Annotated in this window: 24 protein-coding genes and 1 pseudogene; 17 read left to right on the top strand and 8 right to left on the bottom strand. The window is 42.5% G+C overall.

The features are described from left to right. Positions 1–8: 8 nt before the first annotated feature. Positions 9–413, bottom strand: coding sequence for a VOC family protein (locus ACYRY3_RS43040; protein ID WP_460207965.1), 405 nt, complete (start codon positions 411–413; stop codon positions 9–11). Between the two features lie 297 nt (positions 414–710). On the opposite strand from ACYRY3_RS43040, the pseudogene ACYRY3_RS43045 reads away from it, so the two are divergent. Continuing rightward, positions 711–953: pseudogene (locus ACYRY3_RS43045) on the top strand (zinc-binding dehydrogenase); the annotation flags it as partial. Then, on the top strand, positions 925–1,098 hold the full coding sequence (locus tag ACYRY3_RS43050; protein WP_460207966.1) for a zinc-binding dehydrogenase: 174 nt from the start codon (positions 925–927) through the stop codon (positions 1,096–1,098). The pseudogene ACYRY3_RS43045 and the gene ACYRY3_RS43050, both read left to right, overlap by 29 nt. A 161-nt stretch (positions 1,099–1,259) precedes the next feature. Here the strand turns inward: ACYRY3_RS43050 and ACYRY3_RS43055 are convergent, their stop codons facing one another. After that, on the bottom strand, positions 1,260–3,128 hold the full coding sequence (locus ACYRY3_RS43055) for an aminopeptidase P family protein (RefSeq protein WP_460207967.1): 1,869 nt from the start codon (positions 3,126–3,128) through the stop codon (positions 1,260–1,262). A 345-nt stretch (positions 3,129–3,473) separates the two neighbouring features. On the opposite strand from ACYRY3_RS43055, the gene pepE reads away from it, so the two are divergent. Together pepE and ACYRY3_RS43065 are read left to right on the top strand one after the other, a co-directional pair. After that, positions 3,474–4,196 (top strand): dipeptidase PepE, encoded by a 723-nt coding sequence (gene pepE / locus ACYRY3_RS43060; RefSeq protein WP_460207968.1) that lies wholly within the window; start codon positions 3,474–3,476, stop codon positions 4,194–4,196. 249 nt (positions 4,197–4,445) lie between these two features. Further along, entirely contained in the window at positions 4,446–4,844 is a 399-nt protein-coding gene (locus ACYRY3_RS43065) for a hypothetical protein (protein ID WP_460207969.1), read from the top strand. A gap of 165 nt (positions 4,845–5,009) precedes the next feature. Here the strand turns inward: ACYRY3_RS43065 and ACYRY3_RS43070 are convergent, their stop codons facing one another. The 6 genes from ACYRY3_RS43070 to ACYRY3_RS43095 form a co-directional block, all read right to left on the bottom strand. Further along, positions 5,010–5,183 (bottom strand): hypothetical protein, encoded by a 174-nt coding sequence (locus tag ACYRY3_RS43070; RefSeq protein ID WP_460207970.1) that lies wholly within the window; start codon positions 5,181–5,183, stop codon positions 5,010–5,012. Positions 5,184–5,389: 206 nt separating this feature from the next. Continuing rightward, positions 5,390–6,466 (bottom strand): glycosyltransferase family 2 protein, encoded by a 1,077-nt coding sequence (locus ACYRY3_RS43075; RefSeq protein WP_460207971.1) that lies wholly within the window; start codon positions 6,464–6,466, stop codon positions 5,390–5,392. 89 nt (positions 6,467–6,555) lie between these two features. Then, positions 6,556–7,833, bottom strand: a complete 1,278-nt coding sequence (locus ACYRY3_RS43080; protein ID WP_460207972.1) for an ABC transporter ATP-binding protein — start codon at positions 7,831–7,833, stop codon at positions 6,556–6,558. Positions 7,834–7,835: 2 nt separating this feature from the next. Beyond that, entirely contained in the window at positions 7,836–8,708 is an 873-nt protein-coding gene (locus ACYRY3_RS43085; protein ID WP_460207973.1) for an ABC transporter permease, read from the bottom strand. A gap of 89 nt (positions 8,709–8,797) precedes the next feature. Next, the gene (locus tag ACYRY3_RS43090) at positions 8,798–9,865 is read right to left on the bottom strand and encodes a glycosyltransferase family 2 protein (RefSeq protein WP_460207975.1); all 1,068 of its coding nucleotides are present in this window, start codon (positions 9,863–9,865) and stop codon (positions 8,798–8,800) included. A gap of 97 nt (positions 9,866–9,962) precedes the next feature. Beyond that, entirely contained in the window at positions 9,963–11,258 is a 1,296-nt protein-coding gene (locus ACYRY3_RS43095) for a glycosyltransferase (protein ID WP_460208307.1), read from the bottom strand. Between the two features lie 472 nt (positions 11,259–11,730). On the opposite strand from ACYRY3_RS43095, the gene ACYRY3_RS43100 reads away from it, so the two are divergent. The 13 genes from ACYRY3_RS43100 to ACYRY3_RS43160 all read left to right on the top strand — a co-directional run bounded on the left by ACYRY3_RS43100 (position 11,731) and on the right by ACYRY3_RS43160 (position 20,641). Further along, positions 11,731–11,940, top strand: coding sequence for a DUF433 domain-containing protein (locus tag ACYRY3_RS43100; RefSeq protein ID WP_460207976.1), 210 nt, complete (start codon positions 11,731–11,733; stop codon positions 11,938–11,940). A gap of 30 nt (positions 11,941–11,970) precedes the next feature. After that, complete coding sequence (locus ACYRY3_RS43105; protein WP_460208308.1) at positions 11,971–12,186, top strand: type II toxin-antitoxin system HicB family antitoxin; 216 nt, start codon at positions 11,971–11,973, stop codon at positions 12,184–12,186. Between the two features lie 30 nt (positions 12,187–12,216). Beyond that, positions 12,217–12,762: a hypothetical protein gene (locus ACYRY3_RS43110; RefSeq protein WP_460207977.1), complete on the top strand. Its 546-nt coding sequence runs from the start codon at positions 12,217–12,219 to the stop codon at positions 12,760–12,762. Between the two features lie 657 nt (positions 12,763–13,419). Further along, positions 13,420–13,884 carry a hypothetical protein gene (locus tag ACYRY3_RS43115; protein ID WP_460207978.1) on the top strand — a complete coding sequence of 155 codons (465 nt, stop codon included), beginning with the start codon at positions 13,420–13,422 and terminating at the stop codon, positions 13,882–13,884. Positions 13,885–14,143: 259 nt separating this feature from the next. Then, on the top strand, positions 14,144–14,506 hold the full coding sequence (gene ssb / locus ACYRY3_RS43120) for a single-stranded DNA-binding protein (RefSeq protein ID WP_460208309.1): 363 nt from the start codon (positions 14,144–14,146) through the stop codon (positions 14,504–14,506). Positions 14,507–14,515: 9 nt separating this feature from the next. Beyond that, a complete protein-coding gene (locus ACYRY3_RS43125) occupies positions 14,516–14,827 on the top strand; it encodes a single-stranded DNA-binding protein (protein WP_460207980.1) in 312 nt (103 codons plus the stop codon). 97 nt (positions 14,828–14,924) lie between these two features. After that, positions 14,925–15,215: a hypothetical protein gene (locus ACYRY3_RS43130; protein ID WP_460207981.1), complete on the top strand. Its 291-nt coding sequence runs from the start codon at positions 14,925–14,927 to the stop codon at positions 15,213–15,215. A 142-nt stretch (positions 15,216–15,357) separates the two neighbouring features. Next, entirely contained in the window at positions 15,358–16,002 is a 645-nt protein-coding gene (locus tag ACYRY3_RS43135) for a DEAD/DEAH box helicase (protein ID WP_460207982.1), read from the top strand. Positions 16,003–16,075: 73 nt separating this feature from the next. After that, the gene (locus ACYRY3_RS43140; RefSeq protein WP_460207983.1) at positions 16,076–18,190 is read left to right on the top strand and encodes a DEAD/DEAH box helicase; all 2,115 of its coding nucleotides are present in this window, start codon (positions 16,076–16,078) and stop codon (positions 18,188–18,190) included. 178 nt (positions 18,191–18,368) lie between these two features. Beyond that, positions 18,369–18,758 carry a hypothetical protein gene (locus ACYRY3_RS43145; RefSeq protein ID WP_460207984.1) on the top strand — a complete coding sequence of 130 codons (390 nt, stop codon included), beginning with the start codon at positions 18,369–18,371 and terminating at the stop codon, positions 18,756–18,758. 108 nt (positions 18,759–18,866) lie between these two features. Further along, entirely contained in the window at positions 18,867–19,223 is a 357-nt protein-coding gene (locus ACYRY3_RS43150) for a DUF6876 family protein (RefSeq protein ID WP_460207985.1), read from the top strand. 74 nt (positions 19,224–19,297) lie between these two features. Next, complete coding sequence (locus tag ACYRY3_RS43155; RefSeq protein WP_460208310.1) at positions 19,298–20,239, top strand: bifunctional DNA primase/polymerase; 942 nt, start codon at positions 19,298–19,300, stop codon at positions 20,237–20,239. 21 nt (positions 20,240–20,260) lie between these two features. Beyond that, on the top strand, positions 20,261–20,641 hold the full coding sequence (locus ACYRY3_RS43160; protein ID WP_460207986.1) for a hypothetical protein: 381 nt from the start codon (positions 20,261–20,263) through the stop codon (positions 20,639–20,641). Positions 20,642–20,717 lie beyond the last annotated feature (76 nt).

Genomic DNA, 20,717 nt, shown 5'->3' on the forward strand with positions numbered 1-20,717 from the left:
TAGTTTTGTTAAACAATCCTTCCACCAGTATGTGAGGAAGTTATTGTAATTAAGTAGCCATCCGGTCCAGTAAGAACAAAGGATTTGTGAACTTTGCCCGTTTCTATTTCAGAAGCAGTTAGTCCCAAATCTATATAGGCTTGCCTTGCAACCAAGATATCATCCACCATCAGGTCAAAAGGAACCTTTGTCCCCAAAGTGATGGTTTCTTCTGTCTGTCGCAATACTAAGTGTGTTCCACCCCGTAACTCCAAAACAGCGAATTCTTTTGAATGGGTAATGTAGCGCAACCCTACCCTGAGGAAAAAATCAGTAGCTTTTGAGACATGTCTCACAGCTAATCTGATATGCCCTATTGCGACAGAAGGGCGGCTGTCCTTTGTTTGTGTTTCAATTGTGTCTTGTACTTGCATAACGGCTATCCTAAGAGTAGTTGGTACATTTTCTAAAAAAAACTCAATTAGTAATTATTAATTAGTAATTATGGCTTTTTATCAGGGGCTTGTTTGTTATGGATATTCGTAATGATTTACTTTTTGAAGCTTTAAATAACTAAAATAGTATCGTTTTACCGTAGATTAACAGATATCATTAATTTAGTCAAAGGCGATCGGAGTTAGCAAAACTCGAAATCTTAAGTACAGGCGCTCCCTTAAGGTTTGCTTGTACAAAAATTCATTTTGCATTCAACCAAAAGCAGGACATTTTCTATGGGTAAAATACGTGCTGTTGTTGTTGACCCCAGTGTACAAGGGCGTTTAGCGCTCCATGAAGTGGATGCACCAACACCTGCTCCCAATCAAGCAGTAGTAAGAGTCGCGGCAATCTCCTTAAATCGGGGGGACGTGAGACGTTCAACTACTGCAGATGCAGGTTGGCAACCCGGTTGGGACTTGGCTGGTACGGTGGTCACTCCTGCGGCTGATGGATCTGGTTCTCCTCAAGGGGCGCGTTCTGAAACGTCTTGCGAATTTAGTAGCAGTCGGTCAATTGCGTCCCCACATTGAAGTGGAAGCTCCTTGGACACAAGTTGCCGAGGTCGCACAACAATTGCTTGAAAGGCGCTATGTTGGCAAGGCTGTATTGCACGTTAAATAAATTAGTGAAGAGCCATTTGTAGGAGCGCTTTTGCCTTGCGCCCCCAAATCTCTAATTAGACTTATTAGAGAATGGCAATAACTAGAGTGTGGACTAGAAACTAATTTTTTGTCTTTTTTGTAGAGGCATTGGATACAACGTCTCTACAAAATGCAATTTTACTATAAACTGCAAGCCTCTCTCAGCCAGTCTGCTTCACTGGGTTCTAAGGTAGGAGCAACCTTCTCGATAATAGCTGCATAGTAATTTTCCAACCACTGACGTTGCCTTTGTTCCAGTAGATCGAGAGCAATCAAGCGTTTATCGAAAGGAATGTATGTTAGGGGTTCAAAGCCATACCAGGGGGTTTTGCTTGGATCTGCTTGGAGTTCTGTCTCTGGCGTTAAATTTTTCACTACGTAGAGGTTTTCAATCCGAATTCCTCCCCAACCCAGTAGGTAGAAACCCGGTTCAATGCTTGTCACCATACCCGGTTCCAAAGGTTCAGAAGCACGCTTGCTAATTCCATTGGGTCCTTCATGGACATTTAAGAAAGCACCAACTCCATGTCCCGTGCCATGACCGTAGTCAAGTTCTAACATCCACATGGTAGATCGGGTAATTCCATCGAGCTGGACACCAGTAGTACCTTTAGGAAACCGCTGCATGGCACAGTTAATATGTGCTTTTAAAACTTCGGTGTAGCGTAAAATTTGTTCCGGAGTTGGCTCACCTACAATAATAGTTCTCGTGGCATCTGTTGTCCCTCCCAAATACTGTGCTCCAGAATCTAGTAAAAAGAATTCACCGGGAGTGAGAAATTGCTCGGGGTTGGGTGTGCCATAGTGGACAATGGAACTGTTAGTGCCACTGCCAGCAATTGTATTAAAACTTAAGCCTTGGAAGTCGCCTTCTTGTTGATAGAATTGAGCGATCGCGTTTGCTACATCAAACTCACTCAAACGTTGACCCTTTGCCAGTTGTTCCGATATCCACTTTAAAGTTTTGATTTTCCCTCGACTTGATTTCAAATTTGCTGCTTTCATTTGCTCGACTTCAACCGCATTTTTTCGAGCCTTTATCCCCTCAATCGGATTGGAGGTTTCCACAATCTGAGCATTTTCTATCAACTGATAGGTACCCATTGTTGTATGTTTGGGATCTAAAAGTACCCGTTTGTACTTTTCTTGAGCACTCAAAGCTTTCAAAGTTTCTGCATATTGTTCGTAGGGAAGTAAAGTCACATAATCTTGCAAACTTTGCCGAACTTCTGCGTCAATACGCTCCAAATTAGTCAATAGAAACGCTTCATTTGGGGTGACGATCGCATAGGATATGAAAACCGGATTGTAAGAAATATCCCAACCTCGCAAATTAAACAGCCATGCCACTTGGTCAAGCTTAGTTATGGGGAGGATGTCGGTTTTAGCCTTTTGCATGGCTTCCCTCACCTTAGTGAGTTTCTGCCCTGTTGTTTCCCCTGTCACTTCATTTGACAAGGCAAATACCTTTGAATCTCCTGATGCAGGTATGGGTTCTGATTCAACCCAAGGACTTTGAGAACGAACAATGTCTACTAAATTTTTTTCCACGGGCACCAGTTCCACGCCAGCAGATTTGAGTTGCTTATTGTACGTCCGAAATTGCTCCACTGCAATGGTAAAAGGATCGAACCCCAGGCGAAAACGAGTAGCTTCTTGCCCCAAGGATTCCAACATTTCGACCAAAGTTTTGTGCCCTTCAACTCCCAACTTAGAGACCTGAATCAGCGACAAATCCACCTCTAAGTCTGCCTGTTCGTGGTAGCGGAAATCAACAAACAGCCAACTCGATTCCCGCCCCGCCAGAAAATCCCCTGCAGATCCTGTAAAGCCACTGACCCACATACGCCGCTGCTTGGCTTCTGGCAGGTACTCATTTAGGTGTTCATCAGCAGAGGGAATTAGGTAAGCATCTAACTGATACTCATCCATCAGCTTACGCAAATCAGTTAACTTTGCTTGGGTAGAGCCAACACGAGATGGAGAAGTTAACAATTCTGAGGGTGTCATGAACGATAAGATTTAGTATGATACATTAGTTTTTCAATTTTAACCTGACTCAGAAAGAACCAAGTACAAAAAGGCGCTCAGTATAAAGGCTAAAGGATGAAAGTAAAACGCTTATATTGCAATCTTTACAACGAGCGTGCAATGGGAGCCTTGTTTTCGCGCCCTGTGTACTAGTAAATTCCGTTGTTTGAGCGATTTGCTACATACACAAGCTCGGCTTTTATTTCTTTAGTGCAAGCCAACCAATTTCGTGTATTTTTAAAAAAGACTTGTCATTGCCCTCTCAAGTGCTTTTTATGCATTGCAACTTAATTTATCCATTCTTTGCTACATAGGAAATCAATCATGGCAAAACGATTGTTATTGCTGAGTAATTCCACAAATCCTACTGAAGACTATTTGTATTATCCACGTCAAGCCATTAAAGACTTTCTAGGAGATTCTATTAAAAAAGTCTTATTCATTCCCTTTGCAGCTATAACTTTTAGTTACGATAATTATACTGAAAGAGTTGACAAAGTCTTTCAAAAAATAGGTTATAAAGTTGAGGGTATCCATCAATATAATAATTATCAAGAAGCCATCAAAAAAGCAGAAGCAATAGTCATCGGCGGGGGAAACACTTTTCATTTAGTTCACTGGCTGCATAAGGCTGAAATTATCGAGTCCATAAAAGAGAAAGTTGACAATGGAACTCCTTATATTGGTTGGAGTGCCGGTTCTAATCTAGCTTGCCCTACAATAAAAACAACCAATGATATGCCAATTATTGAACCGATAAGCTTTCAAGGATTAAATTTAGTTCCTTTTCAGATCAATCCTCACTATACAGATGCAGTTATACCCAATCATAATGGAGAAACAAAAGCACAAAGAATTAAAGAATTTTTAGTTCTAAATCCAAAGGTCGCTGTTGTGGGATTACAGGAAGGCACTCTATTGAGAATTGAAGATTCTTCAGTAAGATTGATGGGCGACAAAACACTTATCTTATTTAAATCTGGAGAAGAAAGAAAAGAATACGACGCCAATTCTAACTTAGATTTTCTTCTTGTAAAAGGCTATTAAATGCTGAAGCAAAGCCGTAGAAGTGCTAAAAAAGTCTTTGCGGCTTTGGGTGAAAAACAAAAAATTTATACAATCGGTCTAGTGAAGTTTACTCAATATGTTGGTTAAAAGTATCTTAAATATTGATAATGCTGATAATCTTTTTTGGGAATGCAGTCATACTAGAAAATATGGGAATCGCAGTCAGCGTATTAAAGAGCTAGTGTTATTTAACAGAATTCTCTAGAGCGAACACCAGAGGTAAAGAGTATGAGCCGGAAAATTCTATTCAAAATCTGCTTACCCTTGATAGCAGCTCCTTTGCTGTCTATGTTTACTACTCCTGCTGCTATTGCATCATCATCTAGCCAACAAAGGCTTTGGTTGGAACCCGAAGTTGCTACCACTAAGGATAACTTACTACTCATATCACAGTGGGACGATGACAACTACCGAGAGCGCCGCCGAGAAATCCGTCAACGCCGTCGAGAAATTCGTCGAGAAATTCGTCGCTTGCGTGAAGAGGATAGAAAACTCCAGAATCGTCGGTACTCCAATCGCGATCGCTACTACCGAGGTAGAGATTATGACCGCCGTTACCGCAACAGGGACTCGGATCGCTACTACAGATACAGAGACTCATACCGTCGCTACCAAATTTGGCGTTGAACAGTCAAAGATTGGGCTTTAGCTGGAACAAAACAATATGGAACGGGCGTCCCCGCCCGTGCCACAACAAAATGCAGGGGACGTGCCACAACAAAATGCAGGGGACGCCCCTTGCATAACAAAATGCAGGGAACGTCCGTGCCACAACAAAATGCTGTGGTTCATTCACTTGAAAATTGCTGGAACTTGTGTTAAATTAAAGACCAGTAGATTGGTAAACACTTTGGCTTGTAAGTTCATTTCTGCCGAAGAGCTAGCTATCGTAGGTTGGTGAAATCCACAAGTTATAAGTGCGATCGTTAAAGCGCTAGATTCTACTACCAATCGTAATTTCTCCATAGCTCCTCTGTTGAATTTTGGTTAGTTGATATCTGAGTTATCAACACAGTAGATCCGTGTTCAACAGTTACGCTTCGTCCTGTGGAGTAGCCCGAAAGGGTGATTTTAACTGGATATTAGTCTCTGTAGCGGTCAGGCAGCAATTGTTAAAGGATTTGAAATTTTAGGAGATATGGATCGTCTAAAAAAATGATTGGATGAAAAAGTTATCTACAGCAATCCTCGACGCGGCTGCGAACATTGTTTGTGGTGTAAGCTTCTAGGCTGCCCTGGGTGGAGGTCTGTAAGGCAAACCGTTGTTCGTATATCGTTTGTATTTGCTGTATGAATGAATCGACAGTTTTTTTGGCTAACAAAAGACGACAAACAATGCTTTCAGTACGGCGGAAACCACAAAGGGATTGAATTAGATAGTAAACTCGTCTTCCGTTGTCTCGCTTAAAGTCAGGAAAGACAATCAAAGCCTCTTCTAACAAGCTTAAGTATTGTGAATAGTTGTCAATCGACAAAGCTTCTCTAGCCAGTTGAAAATAAGACTTAGCTAAGGCACACCGATACTTCACGGACATTAGGTTCAGTTGTTTCAGTTTTTGTTCAGCCTTAACTAAGACTGCCTGATGACTGGCTATCCAACGGGGTTTAGAGCTACTAGAGACTGTCACATCACCATATCGTCTGTAGATGGAATAACAACCTGGTTGATAGAGAACTTTAGCACCTTTTAGTACCACTGATAAGAAAAAATCTCTATCCTGTGCAGCTTGGAAATTTTCATCCCAACCACTAGTTTTTTCAACCGATGTTCTTCTATAAAGTAAAGAAGCAACCGCAGTCCACCAATTAGCTAGTAGAGATTCCAGAATATCTGCCTGTGCGCCGGGGAATTCTATATTATCCAAATAACTTGTTCCATCAGGTAGATGATGCTGATATCTCCAATCACCATAGACAACATCGGCTCCTGTTTCCTCCATGAAACACACTTGCCTTTCTATTTTTTCAGGCAAGATGTAATCATCTGCATCTAAATACTGGATGTACTTACCCTTTGATAATGCAAAGGCTTTATTCCGGGCATGATTTCCTCCTCTATGGTTGACACTTCGCCAGATAATTTTATTACCGTAGCTTTTGATAATTTCCAAAGAATTATCAGTTGAGCCATCATCAACAACAATAATTTCTACATTCGAGTATGTTTGTTGCAAGCAGCTATCAATTGCTTCTGATATCCATTTTTCTGCATTGAAGCAAGGGATAATAACGGAAACGAGAGGTGGCATAGATTCTTTCCTGTTTTCTAAAGAACATGGGGTAACAAATTAGGTAACAAGCCAATGCTCTGTTTATCCATTGATTGGTTGAACCTGGCTTACTGATTAATAACTTTCCAATGCCGGGGTTGATAAAACAAAGATTGACTAATAACCTTATTTGCTCTTACGGCAAATCTAAAAGACTCCACGATATCGAAAGAGCATACACCTTCTTTGACATATACTTTGGCACTGTACAAACCAGGTAATAAGCAACAGTAAGGCATCTGCATCTGGATTTCAACTTTTCCTGGGAGTATTTTAAGAATTTCGTTGTCACTAGCTGATGTTATATACAAAATTCGCTCGTTTTGTCCGGATAAAGCAGTAATCAATATACCTATATTTGCATTTTCAACTTGTATGTGTGCTTTGCATTCCACGCACAAATAGGCTGGTTCGCCAGAAAGGAGAGTGCCAAGTAAATTTCCTTGCTCATCCTTCAAGCTAAGGGAAACAATGTCAACACCCAAACTTTCACTTTTCTGTTTTTCTGGTAAATACATCACCCCTAAAGGTGCTTCTGTACCACCCAAACTAAGGTCATCTTCATATTTGCGAATAACCGCTTCTGTCTCACCAGAAGTGACCAAAGTTCCCTTTTTTAAGTAGATGGAAGATTCACAAACATTTAAGACAACATGGGGATTGTGAGAAACTAAGATAAAAGCTGTGCCCTTTTCTCTGAGTTTTGCTAGTCTTTGATAACACTTCATTCTAAACGAAATGTCTCCTACAGCTAGCACTTCATCAATCAGCAAAACGTCTGGTTCTATATGAACTGCACAGGCAAATCCCAATCTGGCTGCCATCCCAGAACTGTAAGTTTGAACTGGTGCATCGATCGCATCTTCAATTCCAGCAAAATCAACAACCTCCTGAAATCTTGACTCGATTTCTTTCGTTGGTAAACCCAGGACTGACATATTTGCATAAATATTTTCTCGTCCCGTTAGGATAGGATTAAACCCCGCACCAAGAGCAATAAGAGGAGCAACTCTGCCCCTCACTTTCACGCTTCCGGTGTCAGGCTTAATCAAACCACTAATGATGCGAAGTAGCGTACTTTTTCCGGCTCCATTTGACCCAACCAAACCTAACGCTTCCCCGCGCTTTAAGTTAAAGCTGACATCTTTAAGCGCCCAAAACTCTTTTGCTCTTAAACTATCACCCCTTCTATTTCCTCCTGTCAACTCTGTTGCAATATCCTGAATTCCATATAACAGGGAGCTTTTTAAATTTCTACAAAATTTTTTAGAAACGTTTTTAGCTGAAATGACAATCTGGCTATCTTCTGGGTGAACAGTAATTGGTTTTTCTATTAAATTAGTCATTGCTAAGAACTCACTCTCTCAACAACAAAAGGCATGGCAAGTCGAAATGCAATCCAAGTTAGTAGTAATCCCGCAAAGGAAAATGCACTGACGACCCAAAATCCTGAAGGGTTTGATACAACTCCTGTTGTTGCTAACTCTCGTGCTGTGACTAATAGAGGGGTGACTGGATTCAACTTTACTAATAACCCAAATGTTCCTTCTGTAGGAACTGGATAAACAACTGGAGTCAAAAATAGCCAGAACCCTGTTATCAGATTCAACCCTTTAGATATATCTTGATATAAAATTCCCAATGGAGCTAACAGAACACCAAGAAATGTTCCCAAAATCACCAAATGAATTAAGGCAACTGGTACTAAAACCAATGTCCAGGTCACAGAAATGTGAAACCAAATGTACAGCCCCATTATCAAAACCAGCTTGATAGCAAAGTTAAAAAAGACTTCGCCTACCTTTGCTAAAATTAGGGATTCTCGGGGAAAATTGACTCTGGCTAACATGGGTTTTGCCACTGTCACTGCCTGCACTGGACCATTTAACGCTTCTACAAAAGTTTGCCACAATGCAGTACTGAACATAACATAGGCTGGATAGGGTATATCTGTTTTTCCAACATTAATGACATTGGCATCATTAGCGAGGGTAAATCCAGCAGCCATGACAATTGGCGGTAAAAATGCCCAGATTATACCTAAAAATGACTGACGGTATTGAGCGCTAATATCGCGTATCATTAACCGCCATGCTAGTTCGCGAGAAGCTAGCAAGTCCCGCCACATTTGTTGAAATAATTCAATTGGACGTCGCAGTTGACTTTCTGGTGTGTAAATCACCTCAAATGGTTGAGATTTCAATTCCTCTTTCTGTTTCAAAATTTTTCACCTTACTGCTGCACATTCTACATCTGCGTATGGTAGACAATTCCTACATACATTCAAAGAAGAGCGCATTCTACAGAACATTATCCTTGCGTTGAGGCGGCGATAGTAGAATTCACGTCTGATGGAACAGGGTTTTGCGTCTTTTGCAAATGTCTTCTTGCATAACGGCTGGTTATATACCTGTTCAATAACTTGTCTATTTCGTATAGCGTTTTCCCGGCGACCCGTGAGCCAATTTTACCAAAGGGTACTTTACGGGCGAGGGGGCTAATAATGGTCATATCGCGCCGCCAACCCAACCGTTTGTACTTATTTTTAAAGTACTCATCTTCAGTGAGGCTCCACTTGTCGCGCAGCCGTTTTAAGCTAGCCAGTTCCCAAGCATCGCTCCAACGCAACATATAGTAATGTAGGTCTGTCCAATCAAGAGGAGGTCCTGGTACGTAAGTTACGAGGGATTCTGGTTCTAAGTAGACCGTACCACCAGCCTCAGAAACCTGTATGCACAAATCTACGTGTTCTTTCGTATTCAGTAGGGCTTCATCCAAAAGACCAATTTTTTGAAAGATCTCAGTACGTACCATCATGCAGTGGAATTCCGCTAAGCCCGTTTTTTGCCTTTGCAATTGGGGACGCACTTCTGCCACTCGCCGACCTTGCTTGTAAATTTTTTCAATGATTCGCCGTCTTGTTGTTTCGCCCTTGGTTTCTACCACAACCCCAGATTCTCCACCCGCACAATGCACTTCTTGATGTATGGGCGTTCCCTGACAAATCAAGGGGCTCACTACAGTAGCGTCCGTTTCTTCCGCACAGGACACCAACGCCTTTAGCCAGCCTGAGGTGACGACTACGTCGTTATCAATGAAAACGACATACTTGCTGTTCACTTGACGCAAACCAATGTTTCTAGCGTGATTGGGAGACAGGTAATATTCAGTACGAATCAGTTGAAATTGCTTTTGGAGCGCTTGTTCTGCTAGATACTGCTTGACATGAAATGGTGAACCTCCATCTACGTAGATTAACTGAAAAGGGGTTTCAGTATACTCGTAGATACTTTCAAGGGACTCACGGGTGTAACTGAAGCGTTCCCGTGGGACGACAACAATCGTAACTTGCGGGTTTGTTGTTTCTGATAAGTTCATATCCAAATCCTCTGCTAATGTCAAACGATTGTGTAATTGCAAATAAAGTTAACTCAGAAAACACCCCTTTGATTGCCTTCTACCATTTTAAACGTAATTACGAACTGATGTATTTACGATTTATCGTGACTGCTGGCAATTCCTCCTCACTTGCTTCATAGGGTTTCATCGCTACTTTTTGGTAAATCTTGACTAGTTTATCATTTAGCTTATTAATATCATAGTGTTCCTCTACGTAAGAACGACCTGCTCGACCCATTTCTTCCCACACCTCAGGACGATTGATAAGATAAATTAATTTTTCTGCTATGGCATTTTCATTTCTCTCGGGAACGAGAAATCCAGACACACCATCTTGTACGAGTTCGGGAATACCACCATGTAAGGTGCCTATAACTGGTAAACCCATTGCCATTGCCTCTTTTAAGGTGTTGACTGGAGCGTCTTGATTGCCATTCTCAGCAGTTACACTCGGAGCTATAAAAAGATGAGAATTGTCTAAAATTTCAATAATTTCTTTCTGATTTTTCCAGCCAAGAAGATTGACTTTGTCAGTTATTCTCAGTTTTTTTATCAGCAAATGTAACTCTTCTTTTAAATATCCGTCACCTATGATATCGTACTCAACATTTGGATAAATATTTGCCAAATTGGCAATAGCACGGATACCATATTCTATCCCTTTCTTCTCAACAAGGCGACCAACAGTAACAACTCTAATTTTATGATTTGGTTGAGGATGCCGCACTTTAAATTGGAATCTACTGCAATCTATTCCCGAACGCAAAACAAGGATTTTATTGCGATCGCAACCTAGGGTAATTGCTCTTTGCCGGAAAAATTCACAGTTGGAGAGAAAAAAATCTCCTTTCGTAAATAGTTCATCGTAAATGTGCTCGCCGCATTCCTGTACGTAGTAGCTGATATCATAACCCCGGAAGGAAGTGATTAGCTTTCCCGTAATAGCACCTAGGTCGCGGAAGATCTGACCCTCAATCCCGTGCATTCCGAACTGACCGTGTATAATATCGTATTGTTCGGGTTTTAATAATGGTATGACTGAGTACAGCAGCCTTAGGGAAGCAGCTCGTTTTCCATATTTAAAAAAGTTTAGCGATCGCAGTAAAACTACGGGACTTTTGTGAAAGTTCATCAGTATTAACCCCAGCCCTTTGAGCGATCGCCATAAGTAATTTGTGGGAATTAAAGGTACATAGCGAGTCCGCTTTAACACCTCATATTTTTCCACATCTGGGTGTACTTTAGAAATCTCATCCGGACGGTGACCGTAAATAACAACCTCATGTCCTCTGGAAATTAATCCTACAATTTGATTCAGGATAAAGGTTTCTGATAATACAGGGAATTCCCCTACAATGAAAGCAATCTTCATAAAAAACAACAGCCTAGCAGCTGTTTCCATACTGCTTTGATGCCTACTTTTCGAGTTGTAGGACAAATAATCACTAACTAAGATAATTACTTTTTCTAATATAAGGATAGTTTAAAGTATCTTCTTTACCGTATCTTTAAGTATATAAAGAAAATATAAAGTTGTTATTAAACTAATTATTTAGCAATCGTGCGGAGGATATGACAGTAGAAAAAGTGAGCTACAACCCAAACACCAAGCGCAAATCACACCTCAAGCCAAATAAGTATCACAATCTGCACCCATATCAACCCGGAACTCAGAGCTAAAGTCAGTTGACTTGACTAAAAGCTTGAATTCATCACTAATAACTTGCCAAAAGACCTACCTACTGCTTAATGGTTCTAGACCGTTGATGGTTGGGAGCGTAATGTCCTCATCTAACAGTTAAAATAATAAATATTTAAACCTTACTATTAAAAAAATCTTAATTATGGACTGGCGGCAATACATTCATTCCAACCCAAACGTATTATCAGGTAAACCAACAGTAAAAGGAACTCGATTATCAGTCGAATTCATACTAGGCTTGTTTGCTCATGGCTGGACAGTACAACAAGTATTAGACAACTATCCCACTATGACACCTGAAGCATTACAGGCTGTATTTGCGTTTTCTGCTGAGTTTATGCAATACGTATAGTGATTCTTAAGTACAATTTAGGAGGTCAAGATCGTGCTTCGCTATGAAGTTATTCTATATTGGAGCCAGGAAGACGAAGCATTTATTGCAGAAGTGCCAGAATTACCAGGCTGTGCAGCTGATGGTTCTACGTATCAACAAGCACTGGAAAATGTAGAAATTATCATGCAGGAGTGGATTGAGACAGCCAAGGAACTAGATTGTCCAATTCCACAACCAAAGCAGCATAGTAAGTATACTATTTAATAAATTCACTCCTAGAGATTTAACTAGACAATGGGATTAACAATTCATTATAAATTTAGTTTAAAAAATGCCACTATTAACGAGGCAAGGGAAAAAATTGTAGCTTTACGCAATTTGGCATTGCAACTTCCTTTTCAGTTCGTTGATGAGTTAGTGGAAATTGCAGGAGATAGTTGTTATTTTGATAAGGATGATTTCGAGGATCCTCATGCTTTTATTAAAATCAGGGCATTAAAACCAGTAGAAATTGCTATGAATGGCTTTTCTTGGGAAAATCCTACCTATATTATTGGTTTTAATTCGCTCCCAGGCAAAGGTTCTGAAACTCCTATTTTTGGTTTGGCTACCCACTCAGAAGTCAAAGATGTTAATGATTGGTCGTGGACGAGTTTTTGTAAAACCCAATATGCTAGCAATCCTGAATATGGAGGTTTGGAGAATTTTCTTAAGTGTCATTTGCTGATTGTGAAAATGCTTGACGCTGCTAGTGAGTTAGGAATTACTTGTGATGTTAGCGATGAAGGCGGTTACTGGGAAAACCGAGATATAGAAGAACTTGCCAAAATTATTCGCTGACATAATGTTTTAATAGCGGCTTTCACAGGTACAATCAAAGATGATTTAGCTGTTATGGGTAATATTCCTACTCAGTCTCCTATTTCATTGAGAAGTTACAACTCCGTCCGGCGCGTAAAATAGCCAAGGCACTAAACATAGCTCAGAAAGTGCAGGGCAAAAATGTACCCTTATCCTGGTTAAGATCGCAAATTAAAGCACGACTCAAAGAGCAACCAATCCAGACTGCCGAGGTGATTTCATCGGTACTACAACAAGCTAGTTAGCACAAATACTTAGGGGGCGGCAACTACTGCCCCAACAGCCACTAATAAAAGCGAAACAGCATTACTTAACGTACACTTACCTCACCAATGAAGCAAAAAAAATCACTCTCCACGCCTTAATCCCAAACAAAAGAAATGGGTCAAGAAGTTTGTTGAACAACACCCAGGCGCGTGTGTTCGGGAAATCAGGGAAGGCTTATCCGGCGATCGCATTGTCGTTATTGAGTGGCAAACAAATATTATTCCACCCCTTTTAGCAGGAAAAGAGAGGGGATGGGGGTGGATATCTCATCAATTAGTTGTAAAGTTACGAGTATCTGGTGTTCCCCGATACAGTGCCGACTACACAACTCGCATCACCTATCCACATTGTTCAATTGAGAAAACGCAAGTGGAACAGGAAGGACAACTGAGTTTACCGATTCCTGAACTAACACTACTTCCACCCTCTACTAATCCTGTAGTAGTCAAATACAAACCCCGTAATGCAAGAGCACCAAAACAAGCAATTCAACAATCACTCCCATTGTTCGGGGCTAGCGCCAAACTCCACTCTATCGCCATAGAAAAAGGTTATCCAACTTTGTCTGAGCAAACTCTACTAACTGAATCAATAGAACATTGGGACTCGAACCAAAACAAAATCATCAATCTTCCTGTAGCCCTGGTTGAACTTCTTAAAAAGGCAAACGCCAGCCAAGAAGAGTGGGAAAATGCAATCTCACTTTTTCAAGTTGCAGGCGCTGATGCTGCCCTCAAATACATTGAAGGACTACCCACTTTACGATTATTGCAACAACAAAAGGCAACAAAAATCAATAATGTGTTCGCACACAAAGATAATTGCAATAACTGAGCCAATCACTTCCCTTTGTGGGAAGTTTTCTTTTTAAGATGACAACTGCCACATTTAGTTATTTGTTTTTATTAAAACCACCCTGTTAATCATTTTGGCTCACGCCAAAGCATTATTGATATTTCATTTAAGTGACATGGGAAAAACATCCACTACTATTAACCTTGCACCCACTGATGACTCGCTGCCAACATCAGATACAAAAACAGTAGAAACAACAGAGCCAACAGTTGAGGATACAATTGCCCCTACACCTCAAATTCTCACCCTCAACTGTGTCAACTTAGTTGGTCGAGTTGGTGCAGATCCAGAAATTCGCTTTTTTGAGTCAGGGTGTGTCAAAACAACTTTATCTCTGGCGGTACGACGGCGAGTTAAAGATGCACCTCCGGACTGGTTCAGCATTGAATTGTGGGGAAAGACGGCAGAAATTGCTGTCAACTACATTCGCAAAGGCGACCAAATTGGTGTAACTGGTTACCTAAAAATTGAAACCTGGAATGACAACACCACAGGCACTTTGCGTTCCAAACCTGTTGTTAATGCCAATCAATTATACCTGCTGGGGTCTAGACAAGACAAACCTCAAGCAGAATATGACACTAATCTTGACACCTTTTAGGACTCACCTATGAATAACTGCACAATAGCAATTACGGTAGTCGCCACTCCTGAATACCGATACACCCGCGACGGAGACCACATCGCTCAGTGCTTGGGGGCATTCTACAGTCCTCACCACAATGAGAAGGAAACACCACCCTCTCCCTCAACTATCAAAGTAGTGGCGTGGGGGGAAACCCTCGCTACGCAGTTAACTAGTCTGCGATCCTCACAGCAATGCGTAATCCAAGGACGGCTTTCCATGAACACTATAGAACGTCCAGAAGGGTTTAAAGAAAAGATAACTGAGTTGACAGTGGAGAGAATCATCCCGTTGTAGCTTTCTGCCATAATACCTTTCCGTACCAAGCGGAAAGGTCGTTCATTTTCAATGGCTCACGCCATGAAGATGGTGAAATTTATCTCCACTACTATGCATGAAAACCATCACAATCAAATTCAATCACCCTAAAGCCGAACCTCCCAAATATACTTTCGGCTCCCGCGTTGCAATTACTAGTAGCTGTCAACCCAAACAATGGGCAACAGGCAGAATTACTGGGTTGCGACTTGATGACCGTTCTGTAAATCACTGGAATTACACGGTTGATTTAGATTCGCCACAAGGGTACTGCGAAGAATGCTCTCAAGAGGATTTGGTGGCAGAAAATGAACTTCCCGTGCGACAGCAGGAGTGGGAAGAAACCAACTCTTGCAATGCCATCTAATGAAGGTGGTATGCAACTACTGTAGCAGGGTTGCGTGAAATCGATGGTGTTGGGTGAATACACAGGGTCTCAACACTATCGGTTTTTTATATTGCTGCCTCACGGCAGTCCGGGGAAGAAATTTAGGTTTATGCAGATTGTCATGAGTCAATCAGAATCTTCCAAACCCGACTACGCGGCTCTTGTCAAAGCAGTATCATACTCTTCACCTACGCCACCAGACTGGCTTGCAGTTGGACAGCTAATTTACTCTCCTACTTATGGTTTTGGTCAAGTGATTGGGGTATTAGGGTCCCGGCTAATCGTTGACTTCGAGAAGTTAGACTCTCATGTATCTTTCTCCAACTGGCAGAACGCGGTGGAATCTGAAAACATCGTCAAAGCGGAAGACGCACCTGTGCAAGCGGCTAGTCCAGCTTTAGACCTAAAGCAGATTTGTCATCCCGTCTTCTTTGATGTTGCACTAGAATTAGCGAATAACCTGAAAGCAGTGGAGATGACTCCGCCCTCTGATGGCGAACTGTACCCTCTGCCTGACGATCTGCCTGCTGCACTCAGAACCGCTCTCTTGCATATTGGTATCAACCAAATTTACTCCCATCAACTAGAATCCTTAACAGCACTGCGTTCTGGTAAGGATATCTCCATCTTGACTCCAACTGCTAGCGGTAAGACCTGGTGCTTTAACATTGGTGTTGTTGAGTCGTGTCTCACCAGTGATGCAACTGCATTGTACTTGTACCCGCTAAAGGCGCTGGCAGTCGATCAAATAGGTAAGTTGCGATAGCGAAGCGCTGCTGCCTTGCGGCAGATCGCTTGTCACTGCCCTGCCTCAAGCCGCACAAATTAAGGTAGGCTTGATGACGGGTGACACCTCAATGGCAGAACGGCAGAGGTTGTTTAGCCCAAATCCACCCCAGATTTTGGGAGTCAGCCCCGACCTGCTGCACTACCAGCTTTACAATGTGCGAAAAAAAGACGAAGGAGAGCCGTTCCGTGAGTTCTTACGGCGGTTGCGCTACATAGTGATTGATGAAAGCCATACTTATGTAGCGACGTTTGGTGCCAACTTCACTAACCTCATGCGACGGCTGCGGGTTGCAGTTGATAGTGTTGGCGGGGATTCAAATTGTTTGCAATGGGTCTTCAGCAGTGCTACTATTGGCAATCCTGCTGAAATGGCACTGCACTTCTCCGGACGGGAGACGACACCTGAGCGGTTGCAGTTGATTGAGCGCAGTGGGGCTTCTATTGCAGGACGGACAACTCTATGCTTGAAGCCAAGCAGTAATGCCAATCCCGATACTGCCAAAATAATCCTTGGAATGCTGCAAAAGGAACTCACGGGAATTTGTTTCTGCAACAATCGCTCTGCTGTTAAGAGTTTGTTGAGCATAATCAAGCAAGAAGCCCGCAAACAGGGGTGTTCGCACCTTGCTGAAGGAGTGGCTATTTTCTACGGCTCACTCAAAAGCGATCGCCGCAGTGATATTATTGGGCAATTGCAGTCAGGTAAGATTCGGTGGATTCTGAGTACATCAGCCCTTGAAGCGGGAATCGATCTCCCCGAACTTGATTGCTGCTTGGTGCGCGGTTGGCCTGGAAGCTTAATGTCGTTCAGACAGCGAATTGGTCGCGCTGGTCGGCGAAATCCTGGGCTAGTGGTCTTCCTACCAGTAGCTCAAAGCCCTCTAGATAACTATTATGGCACCAACCCCGACGTACTCTTACATTCAGTAGCTGAGAGCGCTAGTTTCAATCCCGATTATCCCATACTGCTGGGCAAACACTTGATGGCAGCTGCTGTGGAAAGCAGCATTCCCATTGCTATGCTAACTCATTACTTCGGAGAACGAGCGGCAGCTGTAGCTAATGCACTCATGAACCAGAATCAACTGTTCCTCAACCGAAACGGACAACTGTGGGGACGGGGCTATCCTCACAAGGAAATCAATTTACGAGGAAACGCCATGACAAGTGTCAAGTTGATTGACAATGGCACTGGTGAGGACTTTGAGGAAATGTCTCTTGACATGGCTTTTCGAGAGGTATTCCCTGGTGCTATCTACAGCGCTCAAAATTCGGAGGGTGAGATTGCCAAATACAAATCTACCGTGTTGGATGTCACCCAACGAATAGCCATCCTCAACCCAATTGATTCCAAAAGCAATACTTTCACTATAGCTGAGACTGACCTAGATATCGAGATGCTCGAACCGCTGGCAGACTCCAAAACAGTCGTGCTTTCTATCCCTAAAGGTAAGTTAAAACTAACTCTGGGCTGGGGTGAAATTACATCATCAGTGACTGGCTACAAGCTGTGCGTCAAACAGTACGAACTCACTTGCACTTCTTCAGGATGTTGCAATTATCACCGTCCTATTTCTGGCAAGTCCTGTATGTATTGCGGTACTTGCCTCAAGAACGTCGAACTCGTAACCGTTATTGACGAAATAGTGTTTGACAAGCCCTACTGCACTCAGTACAAAACACCTATTGTCAAGGTGGAAATCAACGATGAGGCTAAACGGGCAATTTCAACCCTGGTTGGACAGTTTAAGGAACAAGTTCTTCGTTCCAACTACGAGAGTATTACACCTGCTTACGATGTTTTGTGGGAAGCGGCTGCTGACTCTATCGCCCTACACAGTATGGGTCATCAAATGATCTTTGCTGTGCCTCTTGTCATCCTGGGTTCTAGTCTGGATTTGAACTACATTGTTGTTGATGAAGGCGAAACAGTAGGCTATTTCTACGATGCGGTAGATGGAGGAAATGGCTGTAGCGAAGCGATATTCCATCAGTTTCAGAAGTTTGCTCATAGCGCTGCATTGCTCTCAAAAGCTTGTAGTTGTGAAACAGGCTGTCCCAAGTGCTTGCACTTGCACAGTTGTCCGCAAGGTAACTCGGCGCTCAACAAAACCGTCGGGCTAATGCTGCTAGAAGCGATCGCGTTTGAGGAGCGCGTGCCTTAGCCTTAGTACGTAGTGCGGCTGCCTTCAAACATCAACCAAACTAAGAACCAAGTGTTGTCTTAATCGCCAGTTTCTTTACCCATAACAACATGAGCCGAAAATTTGGTTCATGTTGTTTTTTTGGGGTTAGGCTCACGCCTTGGGGCAAATGAAATGTACCAAGAAACCCAGAGGTTCAATGGCTAAGACAAAAAATATGTCTCCTGAAAATAGGGTCAATATAGTAACAGAAAAGTTAATTGCAGCTTCACGTAAAGCTGTTCAATCAGCAACGCCAGTTGAGGCATTGGCAGTTTGGAAATTCATCAAAACCCAACAGTTAAGGCGTATTCCCGGACTGACTTCAGAGCAGATACAAAGCTTGGTAGAAAATCAAGCTAAAGAGTTAGGCGCTGATTGCATCATGGCAACTTCAAAAACATCTACCAACACGTTAGAGGCTGCTGTAGAAAATAACTCTTCGGATACTAACTTATTACCAACATCACCAGCAGATACCAGTATAGAAAGCTCTGGAGGGGCTAACGGAACCAAAGCAAAAACCGCGATCGTTAGCAAGTCTAGATAAACTTCTCACTTTACGCAACTCCTAAAAACAGCTTTTCCGCATTCTGACGGGAGAGTTGTTTTTGTTGTAGCTCAGAACATTTCATACCCTCTTCACTTAACACTAAAAATGACACTCAAGCAAACAGACCTTGACCAGTTTACAAGTTCAGAATCACTGTACAAACATTCAATGGGGCTGCTTTATACTTGCGGAGTCAGGTATGTAGCCACTGCTGGGAACGCCTACTGGCTAATTGATGCTATTGCTTCTTATCAAACTAACAAGTTGCTTGCGTTACCCAACTTGCAGAATTTCCAAATTTGGCAGTTAGTCGTAAATGAGAACAAATCTGCCACATTAATTTGTGAAGAAGATACAAACTTGGAAATTTTACGGCAGGAGATTGAGTCCACTGATTTTCCATTGCCTAGCATCAAACTTTATCTAGTTGAAAAGGTGTTGATGCTGCCCTCGGAATATTAGCTTTTGTCTTGAATGAAACGCATAGTAAAACAGTTTCTAAAACAACTTAAAGAAGTTGAAGAATTTGAGCAGTGATGCAACAACTTCATAAACAATTAAGCTCACTTCCCCCAGACTGGGGGTTAATTCCTGTCTTAGGGAAACAACCCCTTGGAGGAAAGGGCTGGAATCAGCGTCCTTATACTCCGGCGCAGCTCATCAAGTGGCTTGCTAATGGTCATCACTGTACGGGATTTGGCTTGCTGACTGGTACGGCAATTGAGTCGGGGTGTAACTATCTTTTAGCACTTGACCAAGATGGAGCAGCCGCAGCCGAAAGGTTGTTTCTACTGGCACAAGAAAACCCTCTGCCCGATACAATCGCCTTTACGTCTGGGCGACCGGGGCGCTGTCAGAGGTTGTTCAAAGTGTCAGCTGATATAGCTGCCTCACTCCACTCTCGCAAGCTGGACTGGGGATTGGAATTACGGTTTAAAGGATTGATGTCTGTTCTCCCCCCATCAATTCACCCTATTACCCACAAACCTTACCGTTGGCTAAAGAATTGCAGTCCCAGTGAAAGAGCGATCGCCATTGCTCCAGATTGGCTAATACAACTGATGGTCAAAAAGCAACCTAAACGCCGTGCGCCAATCACGAGGTATCCCGCTCATGTGACGCAGTTGCCAGCAGGGTACACTACGTACCGTCACATTGCTGCACTGCTGTCGCGACTTCATCCTCACCGCGCCGATGATTATCAAGATTGGATCAGAATCGGAATGGCGCTGTACTCCCACTCACCAGCACTGTTGCCTTTGTGGGAAGACTGGAGCCGACAGTCGAGCAAGTACAAGCCGGGAGAATGCGCTTATAAGTGGTCAACTTTCAACCCCACTAGGATTAGTATCGGAACGCTGTACTATCTAGCTGAACTTGATTCGCCCATGCATAACAAAACTAAAAAAAGCCACCTACAACACTCAGTTGTGCCTCCTGGTTCTTCAAAAGAATCGCTAACGCTCATGAAAAAGTGAAATTAAATTGGTTCTACTACTATGGCATCTCGTAAATCCACCACTGCTTCTGTCCAACCCATCGATACCTCTGCTCTCGGTGAGTACAACACTTCCGATTACTGTGAAAAGCGGTATGCCACGGTGTACTACGCTTTACGAGAGTTGCAGGGATTGTCGGTGAAGCGCTCTTTAGGAGATTCTTTCTCTTGGGAGCAACTCAAAGAACGGTTTACTGAAGTCTTCGGTACTGTTGAAGAACGGCGCTATTCTCTTGAGCAGTTGTTGGAATATGCAGAGCGTAAGTTCGGTAAGTCCCTGCAAGACTTACAGGAAATCAACGATCGTTCTTGGGCGCGGCGTAAGGCTCGTTCCCTACAGCAGAACAATGTTGTAGAACTTCCAACTGCTGCTGACTTCTAATCTAGTTGTCTGGTTCCTGTTTACACAGGAGCTTGACAATTCTTTTTTCTGGTGTCCGTTTTAACCATCATTATTT

The sequence above is a fragment of the Scytonema sp. NUACC21 genome (assembly GCF_054684315.1).

What these genes read in the sequence shown, in the direction of transcription:
- ACYRY3_RS43040 (WP_460207965.1), bottom strand. Translation starts at nt 413, where the DNA reads ATGCAAGTACAAGACACAATTGAAACACAAACAAAGGACAGCCGCCCT.
- ACYRY3_RS43050 (WP_460207966.1), top strand. Translation starts at nt 925, where the DNA reads ATGGATCTGGTTCTCCTCAAGGGGCGCGTTCTGAAACGTCTTGCGAAT.
- ACYRY3_RS43055 (WP_460207967.1), bottom strand. Translation starts at nt 3,128, where the DNA reads ATGACACCCTCAGAATTGTTAACTTCTCCATCTCGTGTTGGCTCTACC.
- pepE (WP_460207968.1), top strand. Translation starts at nt 3,474, where the DNA reads ATGGCAAAACGATTGTTATTGCTGAGTAATTCCACAAATCCTACTGAA.
- ACYRY3_RS43065 (WP_460207969.1), top strand. Translation starts at nt 4,446, where the DNA reads ATGAGCCGGAAAATTCTATTCAAAATCTGCTTACCCTTGATAGCAGCT.
- ACYRY3_RS43070 (WP_460207970.1), bottom strand. Translation starts at nt 5,183, where the DNA reads ATGGAGAAATTACGATTGGTAGTAGAATCTAGCGCTTTAACGATCGCA.
- ACYRY3_RS43075 (WP_460207971.1), bottom strand. Translation starts at nt 6,466, where the DNA reads ATGCCACCTCTCGTTTCCGTTATTATCCCTTGCTTCAATGCAGAAAAA.
- ACYRY3_RS43080 (WP_460207972.1), bottom strand. Translation starts at nt 7,833, where the DNA reads ATGACTAATTTAATAGAAAAACCAATTACTGTTCACCCAGAAGATAGC.
- ACYRY3_RS43090 (WP_460207975.1), bottom strand. Translation starts at nt 9,865, where the DNA reads ATGAACTTATCAGAAACAACAAACCCGCAAGTTACGATTGTTGTCGTC.
- ACYRY3_RS43095 (WP_460208307.1), bottom strand. Translation starts at nt 11,258, where the DNA reads ATGAAGATTGCTTTCATTGTAGGGGAATTCCCTGTATTATCAGAAACC.
- ACYRY3_RS43100 (WP_460207976.1), top strand. Translation starts at nt 11,731, where the DNA reads ATGGACTGGCGGCAATACATTCATTCCAACCCAAACGTATTATCAGGT.
- ACYRY3_RS43110 (WP_460207977.1), top strand. Translation starts at nt 12,217, where the DNA reads ATGGGATTAACAATTCATTATAAATTTAGTTTAAAAAATGCCACTATT.
- ACYRY3_RS43125 (WP_460207980.1), top strand. Translation starts at nt 14,516, where the DNA reads ATGAATAACTGCACAATAGCAATTACGGTAGTCGCCACTCCTGAATAC.
- ACYRY3_RS43130 (WP_460207981.1), top strand. Translation starts at nt 14,925, where the DNA reads ATGAAAACCATCACAATCAAATTCAATCACCCTAAAGCCGAACCTCCC.
- ACYRY3_RS43135 (WP_460207982.1), top strand. Translation starts at nt 15,358, where the DNA reads ATGAGTCAATCAGAATCTTCCAAACCCGACTACGCGGCTCTTGTCAAA.
- ACYRY3_RS43140 (WP_460207983.1), top strand. Translation starts at nt 16,076, where the DNA reads ATGACGGGTGACACCTCAATGGCAGAACGGCAGAGGTTGTTTAGCCCA.
- ACYRY3_RS43145 (WP_460207984.1), top strand. Translation starts at nt 18,369, where the DNA reads ATGGCTAAGACAAAAAATATGTCTCCTGAAAATAGGGTCAATATAGTA.
- ACYRY3_RS43150 (WP_460207985.1), top strand. Translation starts at nt 18,867, where the DNA reads ATGACACTCAAGCAAACAGACCTTGACCAGTTTACAAGTTCAGAATCA.
- ACYRY3_RS43155 (WP_460208310.1), top strand. Translation starts at nt 19,298, where the DNA reads ATGCAACAACTTCATAAACAATTAAGCTCACTTCCCCCAGACTGGGGG.
- ACYRY3_RS43160 (WP_460207986.1), top strand. Translation starts at nt 20,261, where the DNA reads ATGGCATCTCGTAAATCCACCACTGCTTCTGTCCAACCCATCGATACC.